Raw genomic sequence first — 16,316 nt, 5'->3', positions numbered from 1 at the left:
CGAATAGGGCTGTGGTGACCAACCCAAGATTGGGTATTTCTTTCGCTATTCGCTATTCGCTATTCGCTATTCGCTATGCCGCGAAGCGCTGCCCTTCGCCGCCATAATAGTTGACATAGCGGGCGCCGATCTCCTTGACCGGCATGACGACGAAGACGTCGACGGTCGAGAATTCGTGGTCGATGACGCAGCCGTCGCCGATGCGGGCACCAACGCGCAGGTAACCCTTGACCAGCGGCGGCATGGCGGCGATCGCCGCCTTGGTGTTCACCGCCTCGATCGGCATCAGGTCCATCGAGCAGTAGCGCCCCGGTACCGCGCGGACATCCCAGGCGGAATTGGTGCGGCAATGATGGGCAAGATAGGTCAGCGCCTCGGCATGCGCCGCCGGCACGATGCCGTGGAAAGAGGCGCAGCCGGTCATCACGCCGATGCCGTAATGGTTGATATAGGCCCAGATGCCCTGCCACAGCGCCTCGATGGTGCGCTTGGAACGATATTCGGGCAGAACGCAGGAGCGGCCGAGCTCGAGGAAGCGCTGGCCGGGATGGCGCGCGATCAGCTTGGTGAGCTCGAACTCGCCCTCGGAATAGAAGCCGCCAGCGGTCGCGGCTATCTCCTGCCGCAGCAGGCGATAGGTGCCAACGATGCGGCGGTGCTCGGGGCCGGGAAGGGACGTGTCCAACACGAGAAGGTGATCGCAGAGCGGGTCGAAACGGTCGGCATCGCGCCGGTCCTGCGCCTGGAACAGGTCCTTCCTCGCGCCAAGCTCGTCATAAAATACCCGATAGCGGACTTCCTGGGCGGCGGCGATCTCAGCCTCGTTGCGGGCGAGCCGCACTTCGAGGTTGCCGATACGGCCCAGCGGAGCGCCGCTTGCGACGGCGTCGGCAGTGCGGGCAGCGAGCAGGGCGCCGCCGGCATTCGGCCGAGTGTCACATTCAGGCATGACTGTATGCACGAGTGATTCTCCTTCGAGCCATCCCTCTTGGCACGGGGATACGGTGTAGGTGCAACAGGATTGTGACACTACCGTGATACGACGTAGCGGGCAATACTTTGTCGGCTGGACAATACCCTCAACCGGCTATCTTACGGTCGCGAAAGCCAGGCGATGCGTGGCTTTCAAGGGTTCAAAATTTCGTCAGGCGGCGACTTGGCCCTCAACCGCCTGGACGAGCGCGTCCGGGTCGAGCGGCTTGGTCACGAAGCCGCTGGCGCCATGGGCGAGCACGGCATGCCGGGTCTTTTCCTGACTGTCGGCCGAAAGCACCATGATCGGGATCGGCGGCATGGCGAGCGACTCTTCATGGCGGCGGATGGCGGCGATCGCATCCAGGCCGTCCATAACAGGCATGTGCAGGTCCATCAGCACCACATCGAAGCGGAACTTGAGGCCGGCGTCGGTAACGGCATCGACCGCGGCCTTGCCGTTGCCGACGACCTTGACGCGATGCCCTGCCTTGAGCAGCGTGGCGCGGGCGAGCATGGCGTTGATGTCATTGTCCTCGGCGATCAGCACCGACAGGCCCTGATCGCGCTTGCGCACCGAGGCGGCGCCGCGCGGCTCCGGCTGCGGCTGGGTGAGCGCGGAGCCATGGCTGGTCAACAGCAGCCGCAGCAGGGTCTCGCCGCGCACGGGCCTCGCGAGGAAGGTGGCGTAGCCGCTGGCGCGGAATTCGCCGAGCATGCCCCGGTCCGTCGGCGCGATCAGGGTGATGGCTTCACAATCGGGGAAGCCTGAGTCGCGCAACCGCTTGAGCAACCTGCCGTCACTGTTTTCGAGCGCGGCGTCGACCAGCAGCACGTTGCAGCCGGCAGCGAATGGAGCGGCCTGGCCTGGCGTCGCCGCAACCTCGACGATGCCGCCATAGGCCCTGATGGCGCGGGCGATGGCATCGGCCTCGATGGCGTTCTTCGAAACGATCACCGCCCGCCGGTCGGCGAGAATGTTGTGCCGGTGCGGCGGCGGCTCGGTCGCGGCGACCGCCGGGATCTCCAGGACGAATTCCGAGCCTTCGCCGAGCCGGCTCGAAACGGAGATCGTGCCGCCCATCGCCGTCACCAGCCGCTTCGAGATGGCAAGGCCAAGGCCGGCGCCGCCATGCACCCTGGTCGAGGTGCCGTCGGATTGCTCGAACTCCTCGAAGATGCGTTCCATGTCCTCTTCACGCAGTCCGGGGCCGGTGTCGGCGACGGTGAAGCAGATGCAATCGCTGGTTTCGGTGCGGGCGCGCGCCACGGTGAGCAGCACGCCGCCCGTATCGGTGAACTTCACCGCGTTGCCGATGAGGTTGAGCAGCACCTGGCGCAGGCGGCCGGGGTCAGCCGTGATCATCTGCGGCACGTCGGGCTCGACATGGCAGCCGAGGCCGATATTCTTGGCGAAGGCCTTTGCGGCCAGAAGTTCGATGATGTTGTCGGCGATTTCGCGCAGCGAAGTCGGCTGAGGCTCGGGCTCGAAGCGGCCGGCCTCGATCTTGGAATAGTCGAGCAGGTCCTCGATGAGCGCGAGCAGCGCGCTGGCCGAGGTGGAAACGGCGCCGACATAGGTCCGCTGTTCCGGCGACAGGTCGGTGTCGGCAAGCAGCTTCGCCATGCCCATGATGCCGTTCATCGGCGTGCGGATCTCGTGGCTGACGGTGGCGAGGAAGCGCGACTTGGCCTGGCTCGCATATTCGGCCCGCTCGCGCGCGGTGATCAGCGAGGATTCGGCGCGCTTGCGGGCGGTGATGTCGCGCGCGATCGCCCGATGCGAGACGGCGCCGGTATCCTTGTCGCGCACCGACAATTCGATCCAGGAGAACCAGCGCGAGCCGTTCGGCGTGCGGATCGCGACATCGGTGGAGCTCAGGCATTCATGGTCGGAGAAGGCGGCGTCGGGAACGATGCCGACGTCGATGCCAAGGTCCGACAGGGTCTTGCCGGCGAGATTGCGAGGGTCGACCTCGACAAGCGAGGCAAAGACGCTGTTGGCATAGACGATATGGCCGTCGCGATCGCGATGGACGACGAGGTCGCCGAGCGCGTCGATCAGGCCGCGGAAGCGCTCCTCGCTCTCCTGCATCTCCCACATGCGATCGGCGAGGGTCTCGATCTCGGCGCGGCTGCGGGCGGCGGTCTCGTCGAGAAGCGCCGCGGTGCGCCGCTCGTCGCGGCGGTTGCGCAGATGCATGGCAAGGCCGGCGAAGGCCACGGCGGCGAGCCCGATGGTGACGATGATCGGCGCCCCGGTGAGATGCGCCAGCCCGGCCAGGACGACGATGGCGACGATCGTCAGGAAAGGCAGGCCTTCGTGGCTGGCGGCAGGCAAGTCGGGAGCCAGCGGCGGCGCGACGAGCACCTGCCGCTTCGGCGCGCCGGGCCTGTCAGCGCCCGCGGCTTTGCTGTCCTGCCTGATGTGGGAGTCCGCGACCATGCGCAGACCATGCCAGACAGAAATTATGGAAGACTGGGGCGGATCGTTCGAATTTTAGCGATTGCGCGGATTCCGGCCGCGCTGCGGGCGCTGGCGGAACCGCGACCTCCGGCTACATGTCGACGACGACGCGGCCCCGGACCTTGCCTTCGACGATGTCGCGCGCGGCGGCGACAATGCCGTCGAAACCGATGCTGCGTGACAATGTCGACAGCTTCTTCAGGTCAAGGTCGGCGCCGATGCGGCGCCATGCCTCCAGGCGGACTGGCTTCGGCGCCATCACAGAATCGATGCCGAGCAGCGAGACGCCGCGCAGGATGAAGGGCGCGACGCTTCCCGGCAGGTCCATGCCGCCGGCAAGGCCGCAGGCGGCGATCGCGCCGCCATAGGAGGTCATCGACAGGACATTGGCCAAGGTATGGCTGCCGACCGAATCGACGCCGCCCGCCCAGCGTTCCTTGGCGAGCGGCTTCGCCGGCTGGCTGAGCTCCTCGCGCGAGATCACTTCGGCCGCGCCGAGGTCGATGAGATAGGGGCTTTCGGCGTTGCGGCCGGTCGAGGCGATGACGTGGTAGCCGAGGCTCGATAGGATCGAGATGGCGACCGAGCCGACGCCGCCGGCCGCGCCCGTCACCACCACCGGACCGCGATCCGGCACGATGCCGTGGCGCTCCAGCGCCATGACGGAGAGCATGGCCGTGTAGCCAGCCGTGCCGACGGCCATCGCGTCATGTGCGCTCATGCCCTCGGGCAGCGGAACCAGCCAGTCGCCGTTGACGCGGGCGCGGCCGGCATAGGCGCCGTAATGCGTCTCGCCGACACCCCAGCCATTGAGAATAACCTTGTCGCCCTTGCGCCAGTCGGCATGGGAAGAGGAGATCACGGTGCCGGCGAAATCGATGCCTGGAACCAGCGGCCAGCGGCGCACGACCGGCGCCTTGCCGGTGATGGCGAGCCCGTCCTTGTAGTTCACCGTCGTCGCCTCGACGGCGACGGTGACATCGCCCTCCATCAGGTCGGCCTCGGTGAGGTCGACGACATCGACGGACTGCTTCTTGTCCGCATCGCGTGAAACGAGGATGGCTTTGAAGGTGTCGGTCACGGTTTTCTCCTCGGTTCTGGCTGGTGAGAACTCTGCGGCTTCAACCGCGTGAGGTCAATTGCCGGGGTCCTGCGGCTTGGCTTCGCGGCCCCAGCCGATCAGCTCGTCGAAGACCACGAGCGCCGCGCCGACCGAAATGAACGCGTCGGCGAGATTGAACACCGCGAAGGACCAGACGGGCGTGTGGAACAGGATGTAGTCGATGACGTGCCCGAAAACAGCGCGATCGATGAGGTTGCCGAGCGCGCCGCCGATGATGAGCGCAAAACCGATGCGGGCGACGACATGGCCGGCCGGGGTGCGCGTGGCGAGATAGAGCACGAAGGCGACGACCAGCACGGCGATGACCACAAGGCCGGTATCGCCGAAGGACTGGAACATCGAGAAGGCGATGCCGGTGTTGTAGGTGCGGAACAGCGCCAGGAAGGGCAGGAGATCGACCTTTTCCTGAAAGGCGAGACCGTTCTCGACCAGCTGCTTGATCCACTGGTCGAGCGCAATGGCGATCGCGACCAGCAGGGCATAAGGGGACCAGGATTTCACTTATCAGTCCTCACCGCGTCTCGGTGGCGTCGAGCTTCAACGCGCCGCGCCTTATCTCGAACAGCATCACCCCCGTGGCGACCGCCAGATTGAGCGAATCGGCGCGGCCGGCCTGGGGGATCCGGAGCAGCCGGTCGCAGCTCTCGGCGAGGCTGTCGGGCAGACCCTGCTGCTCGTTGCCCATCAGCAGCAATACCGGCCCCCTGGAGAAATCGACGGACCGATAGTCGACCGCGCCCTTGAGGTGCGTTCCAACGACCAGCCCCGAAAAATCGCGCCGCCAGGCGAGGAAGGCCTGCTCGGTTGCTCTCGCGACCGGCACGGCAAAGATCGAGCCCATGGTGGCGCGCACCGTCTCCAGCGAGAACGGATCGGTGGTGTCGCCGACCAGGATGACGCCCTTGGCGCCGACGGCGTCGATGGTGCGGATCACGGTGCCGAGATTGCCGGGGTCGCGGACGCGGTCGAGCGCCACCCAGACATCGCCGTCCCTGGCGCGGATATCCTTCAGCGGCACGGTCTGCTGGGCGAAGACGCCGACCACCATTTGCGGATTTTCACGCCGGGTGATGGCGGCCAGCACCTTTTCGGAGACCTCCAGCACCGTGCCGCCGGCGGCGACGGTCCGCGCGGCAACCTTTTCGACGGCGGCGTTGCCGCGTCCGGCCTTGGCGAAGACCAGGGTCCTTATCGACCAGCCGAGGTCGAGGGCGTCGATGACCAGCTTCAGGCCCTCGGCCATGAAGGCGTTCTGCTGGTCGCGGAACTTCTTCAGCGCCAGCGCCTTGATGTCCTTGACCAGAGGATTGGCAAGGCTGGTGACTTCCTTGACCTGCCCGACAGGGCGAGCGCCGTCATGTGCGTTCATTTCAAGCCACCCAGCGCGAGAACAGCGAGGTCGACAGCGCGCGGCCGGCGGATTTCTCGCGAATGATCAATTCGCCGGATTCGACCGTGCCGCCCATGCCGGCGAAGGTATCGCGCATCAGCGCATGGATGGCGAAGAAGGAGGCGCGGATCGAATAGGCGGTGAGAACGACGGCCAGCGGCTTCGGCGTCAGGATCGAGCGGCAGAGGTCGGTGAGGCCCGGCAGGTCCTCGAACAATTGCCAGACCTCGCCCTTGGGGCCCCGGCCATAGGCGGGCGGATCGAACAGCACGATGTCGTAGCGGCTGCCGCGGCGCTCCTCGCGCTCGGCGAATTTCACCGCGTCCTCGACGATCCAGCGGATCGGCTTGTCGCCGAGGCCGGCCATCTCCTGGTTCTCGCGCGCCCAGCCGATCGCCTTCTTCGAGGCATCGACATGAGTGACCTCGGCGCCGGCGCGGGCGGCCACCAGCGAGGCAAGCCCCGTATAGCCGAAGAGGTTCAGTACCTTGACCGGCCGCTTCGCCGCCGCGATCAGCCCCGCCATATGATCCCAATGCGAAGCCTGTTCCGGAAAGACGCCGACATGGCGAAACGAGGTGAAGCGGCCGAGATAGTCGATGCCGTCATGCTTCATCGGCCAGGTCTCGCCGAGTGGCGCCTTCGGGAAGCGCCAGCGGCCGATGCCTTCCTCGTCGGTGTCGCCGGTGAAGATTGCGTCGACGCGCTCCCATTCCTTTGCCGGAAGGGCGCGCTGCCAGATCGCCTGGCCCTCGGGGCGCACGATGCGATAGGGGCCGTATTGCTCGAGCTTTTCGCCCGCGCCGCTGTCCAGCAGCGCGTAGTCGGCGTTGGGCGCGACTTCGAGGATAAGCGGCAGGCGCTCGGCGGGCAAGGAGCCCTCGCGGCGCGCAAGCACGCGCGGCGCCGGCTTGGCTTCCTGCCGGTCAGCCGGTCTCGTTTCGCGGCGCTCGGCGGCCGCCTGCGGCCGGCCGGCCGGGAACGCGTCCCGCGGGCGGGCCTGTTCCGGCCTCGCGTGCTGCGGTCGATTATCGCGGCGTTTGTCGCGAAAAGATTTCAAGAAGGATCATCTCCGGCGGTTCGGCCCGCTTCTGCCACAGCTAAGCCCATCGGCGCAACAAAAGCGGGTGAGACCATCAACCGTGCCGAACCGTGAGCAAGCCGAAACAAAGCGAAATGAAGCCAAGCGCCTTCGCCGCGGCCACAGCCATGTGGCCGGTTTCCCAACGCAGCCGGACGGCCTCGAAATTGTCCGGGATCGGTCCTGGCGCCCAGGTCGCGAGAACGTCGTTGGCCGGCTTGACGAGACCGAACCAGAGCGCCAGCGAAACGGCGTAGAGCAGCGTGGCGGCGAGCACGAACCAGAACGCGCCCGCCTGGCCGCGCAGCATCCAGGCGAGAAGCGCCGGACAGAGGATCGCGGCGATATCGAGCGGTGCTCCGATCACGGCAAAAAGCACGAACTGGCCGTTGAAGACCGTCGCCTCGCGCCACAACGCCGGCGACCATTTCGTCAGCCTGGGCAGCGATTCCAGCACATGGGCAAAAGACGGGCCAAGGCTGAGCGCCGCGACGAAAGCGGTCAGCACAGACCAGAACAACAGGAAACCGCGCATCTCCATGATGGGCACAACGGCCGCGACCGACAGCCGTTCCCTTGGAGGGTCGCTTGCCGTGATGTCGGGGGCAGCCCTATTGTCCGGCGCATCGGTTAGCCAATCATGTCCCGCTCGGAACGCCTGCTCGACCTTGTCCAGATCCTGCGCCGCCATCGCCGGCCGGTGAGCGGCCGCACGCTTGCGGACGAGATGGGCGTGTCGATCCGCACGCTCTATCGCGACATCGCGACGCTGCAGCGGCAGGGCGCGCCGATCGAGGGCGAGGCGGGGCTTGGCTATGTGCTGAAGCCCGGCTTCATGCTGCCGCCGCTGATGTTCAGCGACGAGGAGATCGAGGCGATCGTGCTCGGCTCGCGCTGGGTGGCAAAGCAGCCGGACAAAAGGCTGGCCGCCGCCGCGACGGACGCGCTGGCCAAGATCGCCGCGGTGCTGCCGGATGATCTGCGCGAGGATCTCGATGCCACGACGCTGCTTGTAGGGCCACGCTCGGACAATTTCGAAGCGATCGACCTCGGTGTCGTGCGACAGGCGATCCGCGAGGAACGCAAGCTGGGCTTCCTCTATCGCGACGCCGAGGGTGCGGCCTCCGAGCGGCTGGTCTGGCCGTTCGCGCTCAGCTTCTTCGACAAGGTGCGGGTGATGGTGGCGTGGTGCGAGATGCGCCAGGATTTCCGCCATTTTCGTGCCGACAGGATGTCCGACCTGACGATGACCGGCATCCGCTATCCGCGCCGCCGCCAGGCAATGTTGAAGGAGTGGCGGGCGACGCTGAACGCGCCCCGCTCAAACGCCAGGAGGGACGAATCCGCCTGATCGCTGCTGCCAGAATCTGACAACAGGTCCGCATATGGTCCCCAAGGTCCAGACACTTTGGAGATCAGACATGACCACGCCGAATTTCGTCATCCTCTATGTCGACAACCCGGAAAAGAGCGGTGCGTTCTACGCTTCGCTGCTCGGGTGCGAGCCGGTCGAGTCCTCGCCGACCTTCGTCATGTTCGTGCTCGACAAGGGCTTCAAGCTCGGCCTCTGGTCGCGTCATACGGTAGAACCGGCCGCAGCGGCGGTAGGTGGTGGCGGCGAGCTTGTGCTTGCCGTCGAGAACGCGGCGGCGGTCGATGCCACGCACATCGATTGGTCGGGTCGCGGCCTGAACATCCTGCAGGCTCCGACCGATCTGGACTTCGGCCGCACCTTCGTCGCGCTCGATCCCGACAATCATCGCCTGCGCGTCTACTGGCCTTTCGCGGGAGCGCAGGGGTGAGCGCCTTCTGGCTCGCGGTCGCATCGGCCGAGCATGTGCGGATCGGCCGCAAGAACGGCTTCATGCAGGTTAACCACGGCAAGGCGGCGCCGCTGCGCCGGATCAAGCCTGGCGACGGGATCGTCTATTACTCGCCGAGCACCGTGTTCGGCGAGAAGGATGGACTGCAATCCTTCACGGCCGTCGGCACGGTGCGGCAAGGGGAGGTGTATGAGGGCGTCATGGGCGGCGGTTTCACACCCGCGCGGCGCGACGTCGATTGGGTCGAAACCAAGGAAGCGCCGATCAAGCCGCTGCTCGACAGGCTCGACTTCACCGCCGGCAAGCCGAACTGGGGCTATCAGCTGCGCTTCGGCCTGTTCGAAGTGAATGAACACGACTTTCGCCGGATCGGCGAAGCGATGGGAGCCAATCTGGAGCCAGCTGCTACTTGAGCGCCTTGTAGACCGCGATGCCCGCCGCGAGGTCTTCAAGGGCCGCGCCGACCGACTTGAACAACGTGATCTCGCTGTCGCTCTGGCGACCCTGCTTCTCGCCACGCGCGAGCTCGTGCAGATCGGCGATGATCGCTTCCGGTTTCAGCAGGCCGGAGGCCAGCGGCTGGACGATGTCGCCGGCCTCCTTGGTGGCGCCGGCGCGGGTGTCGACATAGACGCGGGCGCGCGAAATGGCATCGTCGTCGGCCTCGCGCATTTCGGGCGTGAAGCCGCCGACCAGATCGACATGGGCGCCCGGCTTGAGCAGCGCGCCCTTGACCAGCGGCGTGTTGGAAATGGTCGCCGAGGCGACGATGTCGGCCTCGGCAAGCTCCGCGTCGAGATCGCCGGCCGCACTTGCCGGAAGGCCTTCGGCGCGCAAGGCGGCGGCCACCTTTTCGGCATTGGCCGGCGTGCGGTTCCAGATGCGGATGGTGGTGATCGGCCTGACCGCCGAATGCGCCTTGGCCAGGAACGGCGACAGCGCGCCGGCGCCGATGACCAAGAGCCGCGAGGCGTCCTTGCGGGCGAGATAGGAGGCGGCGAGCGCCGAGGCGCAGGTCGTGCGCCACTGCGTCAGCCGCTGGCCGTCGATCATCGCCTGCGGCTCGCCGGTGACGCCGTCGAGCAGAAGATAGAGCCCCATCACCGCCGGCTTGCCTTTTGTGTTGTTGTCCGGCGACACGGTGACGATCTTGACGCCGATATGACCATCGGCCGAAGTTCCCGCCGCGTTGAAGTCGGTCCAGGCCGGCATCAAAAGCAGGGTCGAGGCCGCACCATCCGGCCGCTCGACGCCATGATGGTGACGAACCGGCTGCACGGCGCCCTCGCGGAAAGCGGTGCGCAATGTCTCGACCAGGCCGGGAAAGGTCAGCGCGCGGTCGACCTCGGCGGCCGAAATGGTCAGCATCGAAGGCTCCGGATTGCTTTAATTGGTCGGCTTGGGCAGCGCCGGTCCATTGGGCGCTGCCGGCGCGCGGCTCACCGCTTGGCGCAGGTTTTCAGCCTCCAGGCCGCGCTGGCGCGCGAGCTTGCGGTAGCGGCCCTGCTTCACCCAGGTCGCCATGCTGCCGACGACCATGCCGATGGCCAAGGCCAGGAACAGGAAGATGAAAAGCGGCAGGTTCAGCGTCAGCGCGGGATTGCCGGGATGGAATGGATCGAGCGTGAAGGCGACGGCGCCGCGATTGGCGACGGCGAGCGCGATCAGGATGATGGCCAGCGGCACGAAGACCACGACGAGGATGAAGCGATTGAACATCAGATCTCCGTATAGAGAAGCTTCCTAAGCGCGCATGTCTTTGGCCCGAAACCGGCCTCCACTTTCGGGAGACATGCTTTAAGCGCCAAGATGCCGTCTCGACCCGCCGGCGCGGCGCCTATTTGCCGCCGTTCAGCCTTTCGCGCAACTCCTTGCCGGTCTTGAAGAATGGCACCCACTTTTCCTCGACCTCGACCGACTCGCCGGTGCGCGGGTTGCGTCCGGTGCGGGCGGGACGGTTTTTCACCGAAAAGGCGCCGAAACCGCGCAACTCGACCCGGTTGCCCTCGGCAAGCGCGTCGGTGATTTCGTCAAAGATCGCACCGACGATGTTTTCGACGTCGCGCAGGAAAAGGTGCGGGTTGCGTGCAGCAATGATCTGCACAAGCTCGGATTTGATCATGGAACGTTCCCCGTAAAACCACTGCAGACGATTATCAGGATGATTTTTATTGCTTTTTTGGCTCGCGCCAACGGCATGTCAAGGGTGCCAGACCGAAACGAGACCGTCAAGAAACAAGCGGTCGGCGCCGAGCTCGTGAATGATATCGCCGCCGGCATCCGGCAGGCCAAGCGCCTTGGCGGCCAGTTTTGCCATCGACTGCGAGAACAGGAAGCCGCCACGCCTGTCCTTGTCCTTCCACTCGACGACCTTGAGCTTGGCGTCCACGCCCTTCGTCGTCAGCCAGTCGATCGCCTCCTGCTCGCCGCCGACGGCGTCGACCAGATGATTGGCCAAGGCCTGACGGCCGGTGAAGATCGAACCGTCGGCCAGTGCCAGCGCCTGCTCGTGCGTCATCTTGCGGCGGTCCGCGACGATGCCGACGAACCAGTCGTAACTGTCGAGGATCAGCTTGCGCACCATGGCGCGCTCATCGTCGTTGGTCGGCTTGAAGGGCGAGGGCGAGGCCTTGAGCGGCGAGGATTTCACTTCCTCCAGCTTGATGCCGAGCTTGTCCATGAGACCGCTGACGTCAGGATATTGGATCAGCACCCCGATCGAGCCGACGATCGAGGTCTTGCGGGCAACGATATGGTCGGCCGCGCTTGCGATCATATAGCCGGCCGATGCCGCCAGCGTGCCCACCTCGGCCACCACGGGCTTGTCGCCGGCAAGCTTGCGCACGGCTTCGAATGTCGACTCGCCACCGACCGTGGTGCCTCCGGGCGAATCGATCGACAGGATGACGCCCTTCACCTCCGGCGACTTGCGGATCGTTTCCAGCCTTTTGAGCAGTTCCTCGTCCTCGGTGATGGTGCCTTCGATCTTCACCTTGGCGATATGGGGGACCGCCTGGCCGGTAAAATTGTCGTCATAGACCCATGCCGAGAAGGCAATCACAGCTGCCGCCAGAACCACAAAAGCAGCCACGCGCCAGAAAGTCAGCTTGCGGCGCAAGCGGCGGCGGTCGATCAGGTCGTCGGCTCTCATTGCCATCGTCAGCCTCATGGGTCGGTGGGAAAGCAAGCTTTTAAAGCAAGCCTCGGCACACGGCTACCGTTTCCTGAACGCCGGTCGCGAGCCCCGGCATTGATGGCGACCTCACGAAAAATTAACGCAGTCCCGTTCTGTATCTGCTATGAAGTACTGGCCGTCTCCCCGAATTCCTTCCGATTTTGTGGGCGGCAGCCGTCACATTTTTGCAGTTTTCGTCCCCTTGTGCTTGCGTGTAGGTGCCGGCATACCACCTATAGGCGATGTTTGGGCGGACAAAGGTCCATTAGAAAAGTCATGTTGGCGCGATCTGACGAAACGAGCGATGCCGCTGCGGCACCGGCTCCCGCGATCCAAGACGGCACGCGCGGCGAGGCGTTCAACCGCGCGCAACGGCACTCGCGCCGCGTGCGCGTGCTGAAATTCGCGGTGCCGCTCCTCGCGGCCGCCATTGCGATCGCCTTTCCAGTCTATTCCTACCTCAAAGCGCCAATCTCCATTTCCGTGCAGGCCGACGGCACGGCGTTTTCGAACGGCAAGCTGGTGATGGCCAATCCGAAGCTCAACGGCTTCACCAAGCAGAAGCTGCCCTATTCGCTGACGGCGACCAGGGCGACGCAGGATGTCGGCCAGCAGGCCGTGATCGACCTCGAAGGCATCAACGCCAAACTGCCGGTCGCCACCGACAATATCGTGTCAGTCGATGCCGAGCACGGTATCTACAATCGCGACGCCAATACGATGGACCTCACCAGCGACGTCAGCGTGACGACGACCGACGGCCTCGCGGCGAAATTCAAATCGATCTTCCTAGACATGGGCAAAGGCTCTATGAAGACGAGCAATCCGGTCGACGTCAGCCGTGGCGGGTCGCGCATCACGGCGGACTCGATGTCGGTCGAGGACAATGGCAGGCTCGTGGTCTTCGAGAACCGGGTTCGCGTCAACATCGATCCGACTGCGCTGAAGGCGGCAGGGGTAAACAGTGGAGAACAGAATGCGTCGCAGTAAATCCGCGTGGGCTCTGGGCGCTGCCTCCGCATTGCTGTTTCTGGGGACGGCGCATTCCTTCGCGCAGTCGAGCGCGACCAGCCAGATGTCCGGGCTCAAGCTGTCCGGCGACCAGCCGATCCAGATCGAGAGCGACAAGCTTGAGGTCCGGCAGGCCGACAGCGTGGCCGTTTTCAGCGGCAATGTGACCGTCAACCAGGGGCAGACGCTGCTCAAGGCCGGCAAGATGACGGTCTACTATGTCAAGGATCCCAACGCCGGCAAAAGCGCTGCGGCCGGCGCGTCGGCGATGACCGGGGCCGCCAACATCGACCACCTGGTGGTCGAGAACAAGGTCTATATCAAGTCGAATGACCAGATCGCCACCGGCGACACGGGCACGTTCGACATGAAGACCCAGGTGCTTACGCTCCAGGGTAAGGAAGTGGTGCTGTCGCAGGGCGACAACGTCCTCAAGGGCTGCAAGCTCACGGTGCAGATGAAGAGCGGCCTCGGCAATGTCGACGGCTGCGGCACCAGCGGCCGCGTCATCATGTCGATCACGCCCCAGAAGCAGGGCACGGCCCAGCAGGGAGCGTCGAGCAAGTAATGGCCGGCGTATCCTCGCTGCTTGCCCGTCTTCCGGGACGGGCGGCTGCAAAGCCGGCTGCTCCGGCGACGATCGGCACCGACAAGGCGAAGTTCAAGGGCACCCTGATCGCCAAGGGCCTGACCAAAAGCTACAAGGGCCGCAAGGTGGTGAGCGGGGTGACGCTCGGCGTGCGTGCGGGCGAGGCCGTCGGCCTGCTTGGCCCCAACGGCGCCGGCAAGACCACGTGTTTCTACATGGTCACCGGCCTTGTTCCCGTCGATGAGGGCTCGATCGAGATCGACGGCTTCGATGTCACGTCGATGCCGATGTACCGGCGCGCCCGCCTTGGTATCGGCTATCTGCCGCAGGAAGCGTCGATCTTCCGCGGGCTGAACGTCGAGCAGAATATCCGCGCCGTACTGGAAGTGGTCGAAAAAGATCGCAAGGTTCGCGAACGCAACCTCGACGAGCTGCTCGAGGAATTCCACATCAGCCATCTGCGCAAGGCGCCCTCGATGTCGCTGTCGGGCGGCGAACGGCGTCGCCTTGAAATCGCGCGGGCCCTGGCGACGCGGCCTGCCTATATGCTGCTCGACGAGCCTTTTGCCGGCATCGACCCGATTGCCGTCGCCGACATTCAGCAGCTCGTCCGCCACCTCACGGCGCGCGGCATCGGCGTCTTGATCACCGACCACAATGTGCGCGAGACGCTCGGCCTGATCGATCGCGCCTATATCATCCATGCCGGCCAGGTGCTGACGCATGGTCGGGCCGACGAAATCGTCGCCAACGCCGATGTGCGGCGTCTCTATCTCGGCGAGGGTTTCACGCTCTGAGCGTAAAATACTTTTCTCCAGAGTGAATTTGAGCGAAATTCGACTGGTTTGTCGCGATTTTTCGGCCCAATAACGCTCCGGTAAGCCGATCCTGCTAGCGTTTTCCTTGACAAGCAAAAGCCGGGCCAGTTTCTATGCCCGACTGGAAAGCAAGAGTGCGACGCGTAGACGAGGCGTTTGAATCCCACCATGGCGCTGGCAGCCAAACTGCAGCTCAGACAATCCCAGTCGCTGGTGATGACGCCGCAGCTGATGCAGTCGATCCGGCTGTTGCAGCTCACCCATGTCGAGCTCGAACGCTTCATCGACGAAGAGATCGAGCGCAACCCTCTCCTCGAGCGCGCCGAACCGCAGGATGACGCCGCCAGCGACCAGGCCCAGAAAAGCGAGGCCGCGCCGGAGCGGGATAGCGCGGGCGACTGGTTCGAGGGCGAGACGGAGTGGAGCGCGGAAGCGATCTCGCAAAAACTCGACTCCTCCCTTGAAAACCTGTTTCCCGACGATCCCGGCACCAGCGAGCGGCTGGGGCCGGATCTCACGGCGCAGTGGAAATCGGCAGCGGGCAGCGCCGGCACGGCCTCATCCGAGGGGTTCGACGTCGGCGACATGGCCGCGGCCGCGGTTACATTGCGCGAACATGTCGGCGAGCAGATCGCGCTTGCTTCGCTGAGCCCCGGCGAACGCCTTATCGCGGGCGAGCTTGCCGACGGGCTCGACGAGGCCGGTTATCTTCGCACCGACCTGGTGGAGATTGCAGTCCGGCTCGGCACGGATGAAGCGGCGGTGGCGCGGGTGCTTGGCGTCTGCCAGAGCTTCGAGCCGGCAGGACTCTTCGCGCGTGACCTTGCCGAGTGCCTGTCGCTGCAGCTTCAGGCGCGCGACAGGCTCGATCCGGCAATGAAAGCGCTGGTCGCCAATCTCGAGCTCCTGGCGCGGCGCGATTTCCAGACGTTGAAGCGCATCTGCGGCGTCGACGAGGAGGACCTCCTCGATATGCTGGCCGAGATCCGGGCGCTCGATCCGCGGCCCGGCCTGGCGTTTTCGGGCGGCGCAAGCGACGCGATCATCGCCGATGTCGAGGTCCGCGCGGCCAATGACGGCAGCTGGGCAGTCGAGCTCAACGCTGACACGCTGCCGCGCGTGCTGGTGGACAATGTCTACTTCGCCCGTGTCTCGAGCCACACCAAGGACCAGGCGGAAAAGGATTTTCTCGCCGAATGCCTGCAGAACGCCAACTGGCTGACGCGCAGCCTCGACCAGCGGGCCAAGACCATTCTCAAGGTGGCGTCGGAAATCGTGCGGCAGCAGGACGCCTTCCTCGTCCATGGCGTGCGCCACCTCAAGCCGCTCAACCTGCGCACGGTGGCCGACGCCATCGGCATGCATGAATCGACCGTCAGCCGTGTCACTGCCAACAAATACATGCTGACGCCGCGCGGGGTTTTCGAGCTGCGCTATTTCTTCACGGCGTCGATCGCCTCGGCCGAAGGCGGCGAAGCGCACTCTTCCGAGGCCGTGCGCGACCGCATCAAGCAGATGATCGACGAAGAAAAGCCCGCCGACGTGCTTTCCGACGACGCCATTGTCGACATGCTCAAGGAAAGCGGTGTCGATATCGCGCGCCGAACCGTCGCGAAATACCGCGAAGGCATGAATATCCCGTCGTCTGTGCAAAGGCGGCGGGAGAAGCGGGCGCTCGCGAACGCCGGCCGCTAGGCCCGCCGGTATTCGCGCGACGCCGGCCCGACCCCGAAGCCCGATGATTTCCGGCAATCCCAAGCTTGATTGACAAGCCGCAATGAAGTGTCTAGAAGCCCGCCCGCATGAGCAGGGCGGTAATGCCAGCTTGCAAATGGGTCCGTCAGACAAGGCCATGGACGGCCAAGAA

General features: G+C 65.0%; 18 protein-coding genes. 7 read left to right on the top strand and 11 right to left on the bottom strand.

The features are described 5' to 3' along the window. Nucleotides 1-73: 73 nt before the first annotated feature. The 7 genes from E5X34_RS06245 to E5X34_RS06215 form a co-directional block, all read right to left on the bottom strand. A complete protein-coding gene (locus tag E5X34_RS06245) occupies nucleotides 74-949 on the bottom strand; it encodes a GNAT family N-acetyltransferase (RefSeq protein WP_042641035.1) in 876 nt (291 codons plus the stop codon). Between the two features lie 195 nt (nucleotides 950-1,144). Beyond that, entirely contained in the window at nucleotides 1,145-3,418 is a 2,274-nt protein-coding gene (locus tag E5X34_RS06240) for an ATP-binding protein (RefSeq protein WP_292562279.1), read from the bottom strand. Between the two features lie 112 nt (nucleotides 3,419-3,530). Beyond that, nucleotides 3,531-4,520, bottom strand: a complete 990-nt coding sequence (locus E5X34_RS06235; protein ID WP_292562278.1) for an MDR family oxidoreductase — start codon at nucleotides 4,518-4,520, stop codon at nucleotides 3,531-3,533. 54 nt (nucleotides 4,521-4,574) lie between these two features. Further along, nucleotides 4,575-5,063 carry a signal peptidase II gene (gene lspA, locus E5X34_RS06230; protein ID WP_292562277.1) on the bottom strand — a complete coding sequence of 163 codons (489 nt, stop codon included), beginning with the start codon at nucleotides 5,061-5,063 and terminating at the stop codon, nucleotides 4,575-4,577. Between the two features lie 10 nt (nucleotides 5,064-5,073). Next, nucleotides 5,074-5,931, bottom strand: a complete 858-nt coding sequence (locus tag E5X34_RS06225; RefSeq protein ID WP_292562276.1) for an RNA methyltransferase — start codon at nucleotides 5,929-5,931, stop codon at nucleotides 5,074-5,076. Between the two features lies 1 nt (nucleotide 5,932). Beyond that, nucleotides 5,933-7,012, bottom strand: a complete 1,080-nt coding sequence (locus tag E5X34_RS06220; RefSeq protein WP_292562275.1) for a class I SAM-dependent rRNA methyltransferase — start codon at nucleotides 7,010-7,012, stop codon at nucleotides 5,933-5,935. Between the two features lie 76 nt (nucleotides 7,013-7,088). After that, entirely contained in the window at nucleotides 7,089-7,574 is a 486-nt protein-coding gene (locus E5X34_RS06215; protein WP_292562274.1) for a DUF1772 domain-containing protein, read from the bottom strand. A 99-nt stretch (nucleotides 7,575-7,673) separates the two neighbouring features. Between E5X34_RS06215 and E5X34_RS06210 the strand changes: the two genes are divergently transcribed. The 3 genes from E5X34_RS06210 to E5X34_RS06200 all read left to right on the top strand — a co-directional run bounded on the left by E5X34_RS06210 (nucleotide 7,674) and on the right by E5X34_RS06200 (nucleotide 9,269). Further along, a complete protein-coding gene (locus E5X34_RS06210) occupies nucleotides 7,674-8,384 on the top strand; it encodes a YafY family protein (protein ID WP_292562273.1) in 711 nt (236 codons plus the stop codon). 70 nt (nucleotides 8,385-8,454) lie between these two features. Further along, nucleotides 8,455-8,835, top strand: coding sequence for a VOC family protein (locus tag E5X34_RS06205; protein ID WP_292562272.1), 381 nt, complete (start codon nucleotides 8,455-8,457; stop codon nucleotides 8,833-8,835). Next, nucleotides 8,832-9,269, top strand: coding sequence for an EVE domain-containing protein (locus tag E5X34_RS06200; RefSeq protein ID WP_292562271.1), 438 nt, complete (start codon nucleotides 8,832-8,834; stop codon nucleotides 9,267-9,269). Before E5X34_RS06205 ends, E5X34_RS06200 begins: the two co-directional genes overlap by 4 nt. Here E5X34_RS06200 and E5X34_RS06195 read toward each other — a convergent pair. The 4 genes from E5X34_RS06195 to sppA all read right to left on the bottom strand — a co-directional run bounded on the left by E5X34_RS06195 (nucleotide 9,262) and on the right by sppA (nucleotide 12,013). After that, nucleotides 9,262-10,224: an ornithine cyclodeaminase family protein gene (locus tag E5X34_RS06195; protein WP_292562269.1), complete on the bottom strand. Its 963-nt coding sequence runs from the start codon at nucleotides 10,222-10,224 to the stop codon at nucleotides 9,262-9,264. The genes E5X34_RS06200 and E5X34_RS06195 overlap by 8 nt on opposite strands. Nucleotides 10,225-10,242: 18 nt before the next feature. Beyond that, nucleotides 10,243-10,575, bottom strand: coding sequence for a DUF1049 domain-containing protein (locus E5X34_RS06190; RefSeq protein WP_095819479.1), 333 nt, complete (start codon nucleotides 10,573-10,575; stop codon nucleotides 10,243-10,245). Between the two features lie 118 nt (nucleotides 10,576-10,693). Beyond that, nucleotides 10,694-10,978 (bottom strand): integration host factor subunit beta, encoded by a 285-nt coding sequence (locus E5X34_RS06185; protein WP_027165368.1) that lies wholly within the window; start codon nucleotides 10,976-10,978, stop codon nucleotides 10,694-10,696. A gap of 78 nt (nucleotides 10,979-11,056) precedes the next feature. Beyond that, entirely contained in the window at nucleotides 11,057-12,013 is a 957-nt protein-coding gene (gene sppA, locus E5X34_RS06180; RefSeq protein ID WP_292562266.1) for a signal peptide peptidase SppA, read from the bottom strand. A gap of 294 nt (nucleotides 12,014-12,307) precedes the next feature. On the opposite strand from sppA, the gene lptC reads away from it, so the two are divergent. The 4 genes from lptC (at nucleotide 12,308) to rpoN (ending at nucleotide 16,144) form a co-directional block, all read left to right on the top strand. Continuing rightward, nucleotides 12,308-13,021, top strand: a complete 714-nt coding sequence (gene lptC / locus E5X34_RS06175; protein WP_127306870.1) for an LPS export ABC transporter periplasmic protein LptC — start codon at nucleotides 12,308-12,310, stop codon at nucleotides 13,019-13,021. Beyond that, the gene (locus E5X34_RS06170) at nucleotides 13,008-13,610 is read left to right on the top strand and encodes an LptA/OstA family protein (protein WP_292562264.1); all 603 of its coding nucleotides are present in this window, start codon (nucleotides 13,008-13,010) and stop codon (nucleotides 13,608-13,610) included. The genes lptC and E5X34_RS06170 overlap by 14 nt, the downstream gene beginning before the upstream one ends. Further along, nucleotides 13,610-14,428, top strand: a complete 819-nt coding sequence (gene lptB / locus E5X34_RS06165; protein ID WP_292075148.1) for an LPS export ABC transporter ATP-binding protein — start codon at nucleotides 13,610-13,612, stop codon at nucleotides 14,426-14,428. Before E5X34_RS06170 ends, lptB begins: the two co-directional genes overlap by 1 nt. A 189-nt stretch (nucleotides 14,429-14,617) precedes the next feature. Then, complete coding sequence (rpoN, locus tag E5X34_RS06160) at nucleotides 14,618-16,144, top strand: RNA polymerase factor sigma-54 (protein WP_292562262.1); 1,527 nt, start codon at nucleotides 14,618-14,620, stop codon at nucleotides 16,142-16,144. Nucleotides 16,145-16,316 lie beyond the last annotated feature (172 nt).

Origin of the sequence: Mesorhizobium sp., from assembly GCF_004963255.1 — a bacterium.
GTDB lineage: Bacteria > Pseudomonadota > Alphaproteobacteria > Rhizobiales > Rhizobiaceae > Mesorhizobium.
This window is presented reverse-complemented; position numbering and strand designations above follow the sequence as displayed.

What these genes read in the sequence shown, in the direction of transcription:
- lptC (WP_127306870.1), top strand. Translation starts at nt 12,308, where the DNA reads ATGTTGGCGCGATCTGACGAAACGAGCGATGCCGCTGCGGCACCGGCT.
- E5X34_RS06245 (WP_042641035.1), bottom strand. Translation starts at nt 949, where the DNA reads ATGCCTGAATGTGACACTCGGCCGAATGCCGGCGGCGCCCTGCTCGCT.
- E5X34_RS06170 (WP_292562264.1), top strand. Translation starts at nt 13,008, where the DNA reads ATGCGTCGCAGTAAATCCGCGTGGGCTCTGGGCGCTGCCTCCGCATTG.
- E5X34_RS06210 (WP_292562273.1), top strand. Translation starts at nt 7,674, where the DNA reads ATGTCCCGCTCGGAACGCCTGCTCGACCTTGTCCAGATCCTGCGCCGC.
- E5X34_RS06195 (WP_292562269.1), bottom strand. Translation starts at nt 10,224, where the DNA reads ATGCTGACCATTTCGGCCGCCGAGGTCGACCGCGCGCTGACCTTTCCC.
- lptB (WP_292075148.1), top strand. Translation starts at nt 13,610, where the DNA reads ATGGCCGGCGTATCCTCGCTGCTTGCCCGTCTTCCGGGACGGGCGGCT.
- E5X34_RS06215 (WP_292562274.1), bottom strand. Translation starts at nt 7,574, where the DNA reads ATGGAGATGCGCGGTTTCCTGTTGTTCTGGTCTGTGCTGACCGCTTTC.
- E5X34_RS06190 (WP_095819479.1), bottom strand. Translation starts at nt 10,575, where the DNA reads ATGTTCAATCGCTTCATCCTCGTCGTGGTCTTCGTGCCGCTGGCCATC.
- E5X34_RS06240 (WP_292562279.1), bottom strand. Translation starts at nt 3,418, where the DNA reads ATGGTCGCGGACTCCCACATCAGGCAGGACAGCAAAGCCGCGGGCGCT.
- sppA (WP_292562266.1), bottom strand. Translation starts at nt 12,013, where the DNA reads ATGGCAATGAGAGCCGACGACCTGATCGACCGCCGCCGCTTGCGCCGC.
- E5X34_RS06185 (WP_027165368.1), bottom strand. Translation starts at nt 10,978, where the DNA reads ATGATCAAATCCGAGCTTGTGCAGATCATTGCTGCACGCAACCCGCAC.
- E5X34_RS06225 (WP_292562276.1), bottom strand. Translation starts at nt 5,931, where the DNA reads ATGAACGCACATGACGGCGCTCGCCCTGTCGGGCAGGTCAAGGAAGTC.
- rpoN (WP_292562262.1), top strand. Translation starts at nt 14,618, where the DNA reads ATGGCGCTGGCAGCCAAACTGCAGCTCAGACAATCCCAGTCGCTGGTG.
- E5X34_RS06205 (WP_292562272.1), top strand. Translation starts at nt 8,455, where the DNA reads ATGACCACGCCGAATTTCGTCATCCTCTATGTCGACAACCCGGAAAAG.